Consider the following 12,440-nt stretch of genomic DNA (forward strand, 5'->3'; position numbering starts at 1 on the left):
GTTTTCCGTGGTTAGCGTTCATGGTAGGACAGCGATTGTGCGTCGGCGCCCTCGGCGGCAGCGCTGCGGATGCCGAGGCCCCGGCACAGTGCGCCAAGCATGTCCAGCCCGGAAAAAAACCCGATCAGAACGACGGCCGACACCCAGCGCAGGCCGCGCACCGGCGTTGCATCCTGATGGTTGAGTGCGCGCAGGCTGTACCACAGCCGCGCCGTCAGCACGCAGAGCGGTCCGACAGGGCCGCTATTTGCCAGCCATTGCATGGACCGTGGCAGATAGGTGCGCACCAGGTGGGGCGTCAGACCGAGCGTGTCCTGCCCGCGCATCCAGCGCAATTTGAACAGCTCGGAGCGGGTATCGGGCAGCTTGTGCACGGTGTGCGCCCGCACGGCGTAGTGTAGAGCCACGCCCGCAGCTTGGAGGCGCAGGCCAAGCACCTGACAGTGCGCGCGGTACACGCCGTCGAGTGGCTGATAGCGGTGCTGCGCGAACAGCTCGCGCAAGAACACCACGTTGTTGGCGTAGAAGTTGCGCGTCGCGCGAGCTTGCAGCTGGCTGGGGAAGTACATGAAGTCAATCGTGGTGAGGGCGGTGCCTGCCACAGTGGCAGCGTAGCTGGTGCGGCCGGCCACCACTGCCGGTGGCGCTGCGTCCGTCAGCGGCGCGATCAGCTGTTCAAGCCAGTCTTGTTCGGGCTTGCAGTCGGCGTCGGCGAAGCAGACGTAGTCGCAGCGGTCGGCATGGACGGCGTCGAAACCGTCGTTCTTGGCCTGGTAGTAGCCGGTGCTGGCATGGATCCGCACGAAGTCGATGTCGCGGCCCGCCAGGCGCTCCGCGCTTGTGCGAATGCGCTCGCACAAGCCGTCGTGCGTGACGATCACTTGCGCGAGTGCGCTTAGTGCGACGCTCTGTTGCGCCAGCAGGCCGATCACATGCAGCAGGCTGGCGCCGGCCGCATCCAAGCCGGCGCCGCCGCGCAGGTTATTCGTCTCCAATACCAGGGCGGTACGCGCGGCAACATGTTCATGCGGCATATTGATTTCCATTGCCCAAACAAGACGAGGGCCGTTAATTGGTCAAATCGGCGCACCGTTACGCGGCCAGCCTCTCAACTCTGCCCGGATGAGGCTACTAACCAAGCCAAGCTGCAGACGTACGGATTGTCTATTCCGAGATGCCATTTTGCTTTGATAGTTCCGAACCCATCTTGTTTTTGGACAATATCATCATTAGTTTCTTCGGGGTATTTAGGGGATCAGCTTACTTCCGTCATGCTGGCGAACGGCGGGCGAGGTGAATCATGGAACACCTGTCCTCACGGCTGTATTCTGGTTCGAGCAGGCTGATGCAGTGCTGTTGACCTGGCAATGTTTGCCTCCACGACTATCAGTCGAAGTCGGCCGATTGGCGCTGGGTGCGATTCCGGCCAGACCGAGCCTGGGGATTCCAGTTGAGATTGTTTATGCGTTGTGTCGCGCTGCTGATGAACCTGTTGGGCTCGTTCGAGTGGACGGTCAGAGCTCTGTGTCAAACTACTATGAAACAACTTCATCATGCCAATTCAGGAAATTGTACGCAAGTGCGCTACTTACTCCCATTTTTCATTGCTGATCATTTGGCATCCAGAATCGGGCTCCATCAATTCAAGGAGTCAGAACCATGCAAGAGGGCGAAACGAGCCTTGTGCTCGACGCGACGAACATGCCGCCTCGGGCCAGCCAATCTGCCGTTTGTCGGCGGCCACGGCGAACCGATACTAGAAGTGGAACACCGAACAGCTACGCTAATTTGCCACTAACGGACTAAAAATGACAAAGCCCAGTAGCTGTGGCTTTTCTAAGTTCTTGATTTGCAAAAAAGAAATTTGGTCGGGGTGAGAGGATTCGAACCTCCGGCCTCTGCGTCCCGAACGCAGCGCTCTACCAGGCTGAGCCACACCCCGCTTTCCTTTATTACAGCAGATGGCGGGGCGGGTTTCAAGCGGCTGCATCAACCTCTATTTCTTTTCCTGCTGCGCCTTCTTGATTTCCGCTTCGCTGACTTTTTTCGCTGGTGCATTCGTTGCCGGCGAAGTCGGGGCTTTGCGGGTGGCGTTGGCTTGTGCCATGACGGCGGCGCAGTCCGTGTCGGGGGCTTTGTCGACGTTGACCAGCGGCAGCAGGGCGGCCAGCGGCGTGACGGCGGTGGCCAAGGCTACGGCGGCGCCGGCTTTCAGGGCCAGCGGGCCTTTTTGCGGGCCCACGTCCGGGTTCTTGAACGTGCCTTTTGCGTACAGCGGCGTGCGCAGCGTGATGATGCGGGCGCCCTTGGTACGGGGGCGCACGTCGAGGTCCAGGGTTTCGGTGGCCAGGTTGACGTTGCCCGTGACATTTACCACGGCCGTGTCCGTGTCGAGCACGAAGCGGCGCACGTCGGCCTGGCCATTCGTCACGGCGAAGTCGCTGGCCAGGCAGTTCAGGTGCACTTGCTTGTCGCCAAAGATTTTCACGAAGACGGCGTTGGCCAGGTTAAGGCCCGCCAGCTCCAGCATGAACTGGCTGACGGAACCTTCGCTGACGGTGGCTGCCAGTTCGCCATTCGCGCTGGCCAGCATGGCCGAGACGGAATTGCCGTGGCCCGTCAGCGCCGCATCGCCATACACTTCGCCGAAGCTCGCCTGCATCGATTGCAGCTTGGGAAACAGTTCGCGTATCTTGAGGTGGCGCGCCGCCACCTTGGCTTGCGCGGCGATGGTTTTTTGGCGGCCATCGAGCGTGATGTTCGAGGTGATGTCGCCGCCGGCCATGCCGAAGTTGAGCGGCGTCAAACTCAGCACCTTGTCTTTCATGTGGATGTTGGCAACGACATTGTTGAGCGGGATATCGTGCGTGCGCACCAGTTTCTTGCCCGTGAATTTCACGTCGGCGTCGAGCGCATTCCATTTGGCCGTGTTGAACTGTTCCACGGGCAAGGCTTTGTTATCGGGTTGCACGGGCGCCTTGCCGCGCGCCTGTTTCCGCGCATTGCTGTCGGCGCCGATGGTGGGGCCCAGGTCTTCCAGGCGCAGTTGCTGCGACGTCACTTCGCCGCGCAGCAGGGGGCGCGGCTGGCGCGGCAAATATTGCAGGGTGCCAGCCAGGTCGCTCTGGCCCACCGTGCCCTTGAAGTTTTGATAGGTCCAGTTCCAGCTGGCGCCGTCCTTCTTGCCCAGCAGGCGGCCCTTGGTCGCGTAGTCCGGCGTTTCCGGCAGCAGTACGCCCGTCAGCGGATACAGGTCGGCCATGCTGGCGCCGGCCAGGCTCAGCTGCAAATCGATGCCCGACAATGAGCGTGGATCCGTCAAGGTGCCGTCGATGCTGGCCTTGTTCTTGCCCAGCACGGCATGCGCCTGCACGGGATACACGGTGTTGTTGTCGGTCAAGGACAGCACCGCGCCGGCCTTGCCGCCGCCCGTCACGGGTGCCTTGCGGTAGCTGCCGCCCAAGGTGAAGGCGATGCCGTATTTCTGCACGGGAGCGTTGCCTGGCGCATCGCCCGGCGTGGCGTCGGGCGCCGTCGAGCTGACCTTGGCGTGCACGTCCAGCGCGATGCCTTCGTCGAGGTAGCGGATGACGCCGTCGCCGAAGGCCATGCGCTGGATTTCCACGTCCCATGCCGAAGGGCCGTTGTCTTTCAAGGTCCAGCTGTTGCTGCCATCGGCGCGCCGCTGCAGGGCAATGTTGGGAGAGGCTAGCGCCAGGTCTGTCAGCACCACGCGATGCTGCAACAGGGGCAAGGGATGGATGGCCACGTCGATGCGTTTCGCGCTGGCCAGTTGCGGGCCGGCCGTCGCCCAGTCCGGGTTGCTCATGCGCACGTCCTGCGCGCTGATGACGGGGCGCGGCACGTAGCGGCGCCAGCCCGGTTCCGTTTTCAGGCCCTGCTGCCATTTCACCTGCAGATCGCCGCCGATGACGAAGGTACGGCCCGTGCTTTCCGACACCTTCTCGTTGATGTAGGGGCGGGCGCGGTTCCAGTCGAAGGTCAGCACGAAGATGACCACGATGGCGATCAGGGCCAGCAGGGCGGCCAGGCTCCAGCCGAGGATTTTGAGCGGGGTTGAGCGTGTCATGGGGATGCCAATCGCAGTGATTTTTTCTTCAAGATAGACCGATAGACCATGACAGTCGGTGCGCTGGGTTACGTAAGAGGTGTCGCTTGAAACGATTCAATAATTCGACTATTATTGAAATATGGAAAATGAAAAGACAATCGCAACGCAAACTGCGCCATTGACGAGTGCGGCCGCCATCGCAGCCCTGGCTGCGCTGGCACAGGAATCGCGGCTGGCCGTGTTCCGCCTGCTGGTGCAAGCGGGGCCGGAAGGCATGGCGGCGACGAAAATCGCCGAAGCGCTGGCGATCGCGCCCTCGTCGCTGTCGTTTCACCTGAAAGAACTGGCGCATGCCAATCTGGTGACGGCAAGCAAGGCGGGGCGCTCCATCATCTATGCCGCCAATTATGCGGGCATGAACGGCTTGCTGGCCTTTTTGACCGAGAACTGCTGCGCTGGCGCGCCTTGTTGCGTCAGCGAACCCACTAACTGAAGGACATCACGACATGACGATCACGATCTATCACAACACGGCCTGCGGCACCTCGCGCAATACCTTGGCCCTGATCCGCAACACGGGCGTCGAGCCCGTCATCATCGATTACGTCAAGCATCCGCCTTCGCGTGAAGAGCTGGTCGACATGATCGCACGCGCGGGTTTGTCCGTGCGCGCGGCGATGCGTGACAAGGGTGCCCTGTACGACGAACTGGGCCTGGCCAATCCTGAGCTCAGCGATGTGGTCCTGCTGGACGCCATGCAAGCCCATCCTATCTTGATCAACCGCCCCATCGTCGTCACGCAACTGGGCGTGCGCCTGTGCCGGCCGTCGGAAAAAGTGCTGGAGATATTGCCGCTGCCGCAGCAAGGCGCGTTTGCCAAGGAAGACGGCCAGGCCGTGGTCGGCGCCGATGGCAAGCCTGTGAAATAAAAAAACGGCGCCAGTGGCGCCGTTTTGTATTGTTGACAGTGCAACGCGATCAGTGATTGCGGTCCACGGCAAACGAGCACAGTTGCAGCATCGATTGCTTGTAGACGCTGTCCGGCCAGCCGGCGATGGCGTCGGCGGCGCGCTGGCCGGCGATTTCCGCCTGCTTGCGCGTGTAGTCGAGGGCGCCACTATTGGTGATGGCGGCCAGGACGGTATCGAAATGCTGTTCGTCGCCTTGCTCGATGCAGCTGCGCACCAGTTCGCGCTGTTCCGGCGTACCGTTTTCCATCAGCCAGATCAGCGGCATGGTCGGTTTGCCTTCGCGCAAATCGTCGCCCACATTCTTGCCGATCTCGGCGGCGTCGCCTGCATAGTCGAGCACGTCGTCGATCAGCTGGAAGGCCGTTCCCAGCGAGCGGCCGTATTCGGCAGCCGCTTCGATGTCGTCTTCGCTGGCGCCGGCGATCAGGGCGCCCAGTTGCGCCGATGCTTCGAACAGCTTGGCCGTCTTCGAGCGGATGACGTTCAAATAGCTTTCTTGCGTCACGTCCGGATCGTGCATGTTCAGCAACTGCAGCACTTCGCCTTCGGCGATCACGTTGGTGGCGTCGGACAGGATTTGCATGACGCGCATGTTGTTCAGCGACACCATCAACTGGAACGAGCGCGAGTGCAGGAAGTCGCCCACCAGCACCGAAGCGGCATTGCCGAACAGGGCATTGGCCGTCTGGCGTCCGCGGCGCATCGACGATTCGTCGACGACGTCGTCGTGCAGCAGGGTGGCGGTGTGGATGAATTCGACCACGGCGGCCAGTTCATGGTGCGCCGTGCCGCGATAGGCGTGGGCATTGGCCACCAGCAAAATCAGCACGGGACGGATGCGTTTGCCGCCTGCGCTGATGATGTATTCAGCGATCTGGTTGATCAGAATCACATCGGAGTGCAACTTTTGGCGGATCACCGTATTGACTGCGTCCATATCGGCGGCAATCGTTTGCACGATGGTGTTTTGGTTAACGTGTTTGTTAGCGTCAGACAAGGCGAACCTGCATTAGATTGTGGGTGCCGCGATTATACGACAAGGCTTGCGCGTGCGTGACGTTTGCCTATGACTGTAGAGCAATTGATTGACCTTGTTGGCACTGGCGCGCGTTTTGCTGTCCGCCTGGCGCTAGCCTGACACGGTGGTCAGGTTGTCGACATACCACGATCGTCAAGCTTTGTGAATAGTTTTTGACGCAATTTCTCAGTCCGTGTATAATCGCTGGTTCCCCCTGTTGTGCACGGCTTGCTTTTCATGGCAGTGGGACAAATTCTTTCAACATTTGATGAGGTTTCAAATCATGTACGCGGTCATAAAAACCGGTGGCAAACAATACAAAGTTGTCGCTGGCGAAAAACTTAAAGTAGAACAGATACCGGCAGACATTGGTTCCGAAATCACCATCGATCAAGTTCTCGCAGTAGGCGCGGGCGACAGCATCAAGTTTGGTGCTCCATTGGTCGAAGGTGCAACGGTACTGGTTACGGTTGTGGCGCATGGTCGCCATGATAAGGTCAAAATTTTCAAGATGCGTCGTCGTAAGCACTACCAAAAGCATCAAGGCCATCGCCAGAATTTTACCGAAATCCAAATCGTTTCGATCAACGGCTAATCGCCGCTGTTTGACGCAGTTTGTCTACATAATCAGCTATCAAGGAGTCTTAAATGGCACATAAAAAAGGCGGCGGCACAACGCGAAACGGCCGTGATTCAGAATCAAAACGTCTGGGCGTTAAAGTCTACGGCGGCCAAGCTATCAATGCTGGCGGCATCATCATTCGTCAACGCGGCACCCCAGTGCGCGCCGGCGAAGGCGTAGGCATGGGCAAGGACCACACGTTGTTCGCGCTGATCGCGGGCAAAGTGAAGTTCGTTGTCAAAGGTGCTGGCTCGAAGCAATTCGTGACCGTTGTACCTAACGCAGCAGTACCAGCGTAATTCATCGCGGAGCGCCAGTTCGCTCCGCAATGATCGCATGATGTAAGGCGCAAGCCTTCAATCGAAAGGCTCTGCCCAAGGTAGAGCCTTTTTAGTTTTATGGCGGCAAAATTATGAAGTTTATCGACGAAGCAAAAATCGAAGTCATCGCGGGCGATGGCGGCAACGGCTGCGCCTCTTTCTGCCGTGAAAAATTCCGGCCTTTCGGCGGTCCCGATGGCGGCGATGGCGGCAAGGGCGGCACCATTTGGGCAGTCGCCGACCGCAATATCAACACGCTCGTCGATTTCCGCTTCTCCAAAATGCACAAGGCTCGCAATGGCGAGCCTGGCCGTGGCGCAGATTGCTATGGCAAGGGCGCCGATGACATCCACCTGCGCATGCCGGTCGGCACCTTGATCATCGACAACGCGAGCGGCGAAATCCTGGCCGACCTGACCGAACACGGCCAGACTGAAATGCTGGCCAAGGGCGGCGAAGGCGGCTGGGGCAATATCCACTTCAAGTCCTCGACCAACCGCGCACCACGCCAAAAGGGCGAGGGCAAGGAAGGCGAACGCCGCGAACTGCGCCTGGAACTGAAAGTGCTGGCCGACGTAGGCCTGCTGGGCATGCCGAACGCCGGCAAGTCGACCTTCATTTCGGCCGTCTCGAACGCGCGTCCGAAAATTGCCGATTACCCATTTACCACCCTGCACCCGAACCTGGGCGTGGTGCGCGTGTCGCACGAGAAGAGCTTTGTGATCGCCGATATTCCCGGCTTGATCGAAGGCGCTTCCGAAGGCGCGGGCCTGGGCCATCAATTCCTGCGTCACTTGCAGCGCACGGGTCTGCTGTTGCACATCGTCGACCTGGCACCGTTTGAAACCAACGTCGATCCTGTCAAGGAAGCCAAGGCGCTGGTCAAGGAATTGAAGAAGTACGACGAGTCGCTGGTCGACAAGCCGCGCTGGCTGGTGTTGAACAAGCTCGACATGGTGCCGGAAGAAGAGCGCAAGAAGATCGTCAAGGACTTCCTCAAGCGTTTCGCCTGGAAAGGTCCCGTCTTCGAAATCTCCGCGCTGAACCATCAGGGTTGCCCGGAACTGGTGAATGCGATTTACCAGCATCTGGAAGAGAAGAAACACAGCGAAAGCCGTGCCGAAGAAACGCAGATGACCGAAGAAGCACGCGGTATCTCGTCGATCGACCCGGATGATCCGCGTTTCAAGATCCTCGACTAAGGCTTTGCCCTGATGTCGGTACAGACGGCCGCTGCCGCGCCAGCGCGCAAGCAAGCGTGGCAGCGCCGTGTATTGCATCTGATCGCGTATGCTTACGGGCTGAGCGCGGTCGCCTGCCTGCTGTTCGCCGATGAAATGGCGGCCGGCATGGGCATCTTCCTCAATGGCGTCAACGGCTACAGCCAGTTCTACGCTACTCATGTCGGTGTCTGGGGCGCTACCGCGCTCCTGGCGCTGTTCGCGGCACGGCAGGGCGAACCGCCTGTCCTCGGCGATATCACTGCAATGTTGGTCCTGGCGCAGCCCGCCGGCCGTCTGTTCGCGGCCATCAGCTTCGGCTTGCCCCAGGGTTTTGTGTTGTTCATGTGCGCAATGGAGCTGACGGCGGGGCTGGCCTTGCTGCTGCTGCGTCCTGCGCGCTGACGTCTATTAAGTGAAGAGCGCCGCCCCATGGATTCCGTGATTCAAAAAGCTACCCGCATCATCATCAAAGTCGGCTCTTCGCTGGTTACCAACGATGGCCGCGGACTCGACCATGCCGCCATCGCGCGCTGGGCCGCGCAGATTTCCGGCTTGCGCGCCTTGGGCAAGGAAGTCGTGCTGGTGAGCTCCGGCGCCATCGCCGAAGGCATGCTGCGCCTCGGTTTCGAGCAGCGCCCCACCGATATCCACGAATTGCAGGCTTGCGCCGCCGTCGGCCAGATGGGCCTGGCGCAAATCTATGAAAGCAGCTTCCGCGCCCACAGCCTCGGCACGGCGCAAGTGCTGCTCACGCACGCCGACCTGGCCGACCGCGAACGCTACCTCAATGCCCGCTCCACCCTGACGACCCTGCTGCGCCTGGGCGTGGTGCCGATCATCAATGAAAACGATACGGTCGTCACCGATGAAATCAAGTTCGGCGACAACGACACCCTGGGTGCCCTGGTCGCCAACCTGATCGAAGCCGATGCGCTCGTCATCCTGACGGACCAGCACGGCCTGTTCTCGGCCGACCCGCGCAAGGACCCGAACGCCTATCTGATCACGCAGGGCATCGCTGGCGATCCGGCCCTGGAAGCGATGGCCGGCGGCGCCGGCAGCAGCCTGGGGCGTGGCGGCATGCTGACGAAAATCCTCGCCGCAAAGCGCGCCGCCAAGTCCGGCGCCCACACCATCATCGCCTGGGGCCGCGACAGCGACGTGCTAAGTCGCCTCGCCCAGGGCGAAGCGATCGGCACGGAGTTGCGGGCGCAAACGGGGCAGTTGACTGCGCGTAAGCAGTGGATGGCCGATCATCTGCATACGGCTGGTGCCGTCGTGCTGGACGCGGGCGCCGCGCAAAAGCTGCGCCAGGAAGGCAAGTCGCTGTTGCCGATCGGCGTGACGGGCGTGAATGGCGAATTTGGCCGCGGCGCCGTGATCACCTGCGTCGACGCGGATGGCGTGCCCGTGGCGCGCGGCCTGTCCAACTACACGAGCGGCGAAGCGCGCCGCATCATGCGCAAGCCGTCCACCGAGATCGAGTCCATCCTCGGCTACATGGAAGGCCATGAGCTGATCCATCGCGACAATATGGTCTTGCTGTAGGTCGGATTAGCGGAGCGTAATCCGACAATATTGTTGGCACGGACCGTGGTGTTGTCGGGTTACGCCCTGTGGGCTAACCCGACCTACGACGCAACGACAGCGGCCCATTCGGGCCGTTTTTTTTACCTATACCACGGCCGGCATCGGCGACTTGTCCTTGTAGTCGCACAGGTCGGCAATCATGCAGTTCCAGCATTGCGGCTTGCGCGCCGTGCAGGTGTAGCGGCCGTGCAGGATCAGCCAGTGGTGGGCGTCGTGCAGGAATTCTTTCGGTACGAACTTCAATAGCTTTTGCTCGACGATATCGACATTCTTGCCCGGCGCAATGCCGGTGCGGTTCGAGACGCGGAAGATATGCGTGTCGACGGCCATCGTCGGTTCGCCAAACGCCGTGTTCATGACCACGTTCGCCGTCTTGCGGCCCACGCCGGGCAAGGCTTCCAGCGAGGCGCGGTCGCGCGGCACTTCGCCGCCGTGCTGCTCCAGCAGGATCTGGCAGGTGGCGATGACGTTCTTCGCCTTGGTGCGGAACAGGCCGATGGTGCGAATGTAGCTGGCCAGCTCGTCGACGCCCAGCGCCAGTATCTTGGCCGGCGTATTGGCGACCGGATACAGCAAGCGGGTCGCCTTGTTGACGGACACGTCCGTCGCCTGCGCCGACAGCAGCACGGCGATCAGCAGCTCGAACGGCGTCGTGTATTCGAGTTCCGTCTTCGGGGAGGGGTTGGCGGCGCGAAAGCGCGTAAAGATTTCCAGGCGTTTGGCGGCGTTCATGCGTCTTTTTTCGGGGTGGTGGGGGCTGGCTGGGGGGTATCCGTGCTGGCGGCGGCCTTGGCGCGCGCGCGCTCCATGGCGGCGGCGATGATGGCGCGCTTGCGCTCCTTCTCCGCCAGTTCGTCAGGTGTGGCGGGTGTTTCCTGCGTCACTTCCTGCATCTTGGCGACGGCCTTGGCGGCCAGGCGCGCTTCGTTTTCCTCTGTTTCGCGGCGCAGGCGCTGGGTGCGGAAATCGTGGCGCGCGCGCGCGTCGTCCGCCTCGGCCTGGCTCCAGGCATCCCAGCCCGTGGCGTCGCCGCTGACCGGGTACATGACGATGCAGTCGACGGGGCAGGGCGCCACGCACAGGTCGCAGCCCGTGCACAGATCGGTGACCACCGTATGCATCTGCTTGGCGGCGCCGACGATGGCGTCCACGGGACAGGCCTGGATGCACAGGGTACAGCCGATACACAGCGATTCATCGATATAGGCGACAGATCGCGGACGTTCGAGGCCGTTGACGGGATTGAGCGGAATGACTTTTTTGCCCAGCAAGCCGGCCAGGCGCGCGATGCCTTGCACGCCGCCCGGTGGGCACTGGTTGATGTCGGCGCTGCCGGCGGCTATCGCTTCCGCATATGGGCGGCAGCCGTTGTAGCCGCATTTGGTGCATTGCGTTTGCGGCAGCAAGTCTTCGATCTGGTCGGCAAGTGAGGGAGGGGCAGGGTGCGGCACGGTCATCTTCCACGGTAAAACGCCATTATCGGCCATCCGGCGCGCGCACAAGTAAAAACCTGTTTTGCAAGAGGGGATAGCACGCGCCATGGCGGGCCTGTTGCAGGCGCGCCGCAATCGGATTTTATTTCCTATGGGAATGTCAAAGTGCAAATAAACAACTTTGCAATTCCTTTTTTTTGTGGGAGCATGATTTTTATCAAGCTCGTTATTAAAAAAAACCGACCGCCAGTCCTGTTGCCACGCCTGTATTGCCAGGTGCGCCAGGCCATAGGAGCCAAACATGCGTTTCCTCCGGACAGTTGGTTTGCCCTTCTGTTTGTTCATGCACTCTACACTTGCCCTTGCATACGGGCAGGCTGCTGCTCCCATGGCGGCGCCGGGCGCTGCCAGCTCGCGCATCGTCCGCTTCGCGGCGGAAGACTGGCCGCCCTTCATTTCCCGCAGCCTGCCGGCCGATGGCATGTCGGGCGCCATGGTCAGCGCCGTCTTCGAGCGTCTCGGCTATGCGGTCAGATATGAATATTTCCCATGGAAGCGCGCCATGCAGTTTGGCCTGGCCAGTTCCCGCTATGCCGGGCTGCTGGCCGTCTGGCGCACGCCCGAACGGGAAAAACTCTGCCACTTTTCTGTGCCGGTTGGTAACACGCAGGGTGTGCTGGCCTACCTGAAAGAGGATGGCGTGCCCGGCGCCAGCCTGATGGAACTGGGCAAGCTGCGCATCGGCACCGTGGCCGGCTACTCGAATGGGGAACAGTTCGATGGCATGGTGGCGCGCGGCGAGTTGAATACGGAAGAGGGCTTGAACGACGCGACGAACCTGAAGAAACTGCTGATCAAGCGTTACCGCGTGATCGTCATTGAGCGCCATGTCCTGCAGCACTTGCTGATGGGACGCAACTTCAGCAAGGCCGAGCGGGAGCGCATCGCCATCATCGATACCGTCTTCAAGGAGCGCCCCGTCCACGTGTGCTTCCAGCGCGATGCGGAAGGGGCGGCGCGGCAAAAACGCTTCAACGAGGCCGCGCGCGACATCGATACGGCCCGGCTGGAACGCGATTACTGGAAGCGGCTCGATCAGAGCCTGGCGACCGCCCCCGCCACTCCCTGAGACGGCGCGCCGCTGTTGTTAGTTGCCAAAACGAAATATCTAAACACGAAAGCATTCGTTCT

At 60.9% G+C, this 12,440-nt stretch carries 13 protein-coding genes and 1 tRNA gene; 8 read left to right on the forward strand and 6 right to left on the reverse strand.

Features of this window, described 5'->3' with window-relative positions; genetic code table 11:
• Nucleotides 1-11 precede the first annotated feature (11 nt).
• From FG13_RS24140 to FG13_RS24150, 3 genes are all read right to left on the reverse strand, one after another.
• Nucleotides 12-1,046 (reverse strand): glycosyltransferase, encoded by a 1,035-nt coding sequence (locus FG13_RS24140; RefSeq protein WP_152598850.1) that lies wholly within the window; start codon nucleotides 1,044-1,046, stop codon nucleotides 12-14.
• 819 nt (nucleotides 1,047-1,865) lie between these two features.
• Nucleotides 1,866-1,942: transfer RNA gene (locus FG13_RS24145), tRNA-Pro, on the reverse strand.
• Nucleotides 1,943-1,996: 54 nt separating this feature from the next.
• On the reverse strand, nucleotides 1,997-4,090 hold the full coding sequence (locus FG13_RS24150; protein ID WP_035825083.1) for an AsmA family protein: 2,094 nt from the start codon (nucleotides 4,088-4,090) through the stop codon (nucleotides 1,997-1,999).
• A 121-nt stretch (nucleotides 4,091-4,211) separates the two neighbouring features.
• Between FG13_RS24150 and FG13_RS24155 the strand changes: the two genes are divergently transcribed.
• Nucleotides 4,212-4,565, forward strand: a complete 354-nt coding sequence (locus FG13_RS24155) for an ArsR/SmtB family transcription factor (protein ID WP_200880310.1) — start codon at nucleotides 4,212-4,214, stop codon at nucleotides 4,563-4,565.
• Nucleotides 4,566-4,578: 13 nt separating this feature from the next.
• The gene (gene arsC / locus FG13_RS24160; protein WP_035825084.1) at nucleotides 4,579-5,001 is read left to right on the forward strand and encodes an arsenate reductase (glutaredoxin); all 423 of its coding nucleotides are present in this window, start codon (nucleotides 4,579-4,581) and stop codon (nucleotides 4,999-5,001) included.
• Nucleotides 5,002-5,050: 49 nt separating this feature from the next.
• Here arsC and ispB read toward each other — a convergent pair whose 3' ends face one another.
• Nucleotides 5,051-6,040, reverse strand: coding sequence for an octaprenyl diphosphate synthase (gene ispB / locus FG13_RS24165; RefSeq protein ID WP_035825085.1), 990 nt, complete (start codon nucleotides 6,038-6,040; stop codon nucleotides 5,051-5,053).
• 304 nt (nucleotides 6,041-6,344) lie between these two features.
• On the opposite strand from ispB, the gene rplU reads away from it, so the two are divergent.
• The 5 genes from rplU (at nucleotide 6,345) to proB (ending at nucleotide 9,774) form a co-directional block, all read left to right on the forward strand.
• A complete protein-coding gene (gene rplU, locus FG13_RS29645) occupies nucleotides 6,345-6,656 on the forward strand; it encodes a 50S ribosomal protein L21 (protein WP_034754730.1) in 312 nt (103 codons plus the stop codon).
• 53 nt (nucleotides 6,657-6,709) lie between these two features.
• Nucleotides 6,710-6,982, forward strand: a complete 273-nt coding sequence (gene rpmA / locus FG13_RS29650) for a 50S ribosomal protein L27 (RefSeq protein ID WP_010395157.1) — start codon at nucleotides 6,710-6,712, stop codon at nucleotides 6,980-6,982.
• A 113-nt stretch (nucleotides 6,983-7,095) separates the two neighbouring features.
• Nucleotides 7,096-8,205, forward strand: coding sequence for a GTPase ObgE (obgE, locus tag FG13_RS24180; RefSeq protein WP_034754647.1), 1,110 nt, complete (start codon nucleotides 7,096-7,098; stop codon nucleotides 8,203-8,205).
• A gap of 12 nt (nucleotides 8,206-8,217) precedes the next feature.
• On the forward strand, nucleotides 8,218-8,628 hold the full coding sequence (locus FG13_RS24185; protein WP_035825091.1) for a hypothetical protein: 411 nt from the start codon (nucleotides 8,218-8,220) through the stop codon (nucleotides 8,626-8,628).
• Between the two features lie 27 nt (nucleotides 8,629-8,655).
• Nucleotides 8,656-9,774: a glutamate 5-kinase gene (gene proB, locus FG13_RS24190; protein ID WP_035825093.1), complete on the forward strand. Its 1,119-nt coding sequence runs from the start codon at nucleotides 8,656-8,658 to the stop codon at nucleotides 9,772-9,774.
• Between the two features lie 126 nt (nucleotides 9,775-9,900).
• On the opposite strand, the gene nth is transcribed toward proB, so the two are convergent.
• The gene (gene nth / locus FG13_RS24195; RefSeq protein ID WP_035825095.1) at nucleotides 9,901-10,548 is read right to left on the reverse strand and encodes an endonuclease III; all 648 of its coding nucleotides are present in this window, start codon (nucleotides 10,546-10,548) and stop codon (nucleotides 9,901-9,903) included.
• Nucleotides 10,545-11,273 (reverse strand): electron transport complex subunit RsxB, encoded by a 729-nt coding sequence (gene rsxB / locus FG13_RS24200; protein ID WP_035828671.1) that lies wholly within the window; start codon nucleotides 11,271-11,273, stop codon nucleotides 10,545-10,547. Before rsxB ends, nth begins: the two co-directional genes overlap by 4 nt.
• Before the next feature lie 364 nt (nucleotides 11,274-11,637).
• On the opposite strand from rsxB, the gene FG13_RS24205 reads away from it, so the two are divergent.
• A complete protein-coding gene (locus FG13_RS24205) occupies nucleotides 11,638-12,378 on the forward strand; it encodes a substrate-binding periplasmic protein (RefSeq protein ID WP_035825098.1) in 741 nt (246 codons plus the stop codon).
• The last annotated feature ends 62 nt before the right edge of the window (nucleotides 12,379-12,440 follow it).

This window comes from Janthinobacterium sp. RA13 (assembly GCF_000745325.1).
GTDB classification, from domain to species: domain Bacteria; phylum Pseudomonadota; class Gammaproteobacteria; order Burkholderiales; family Burkholderiaceae_D; genus Janthinobacterium; species Janthinobacterium rivuli.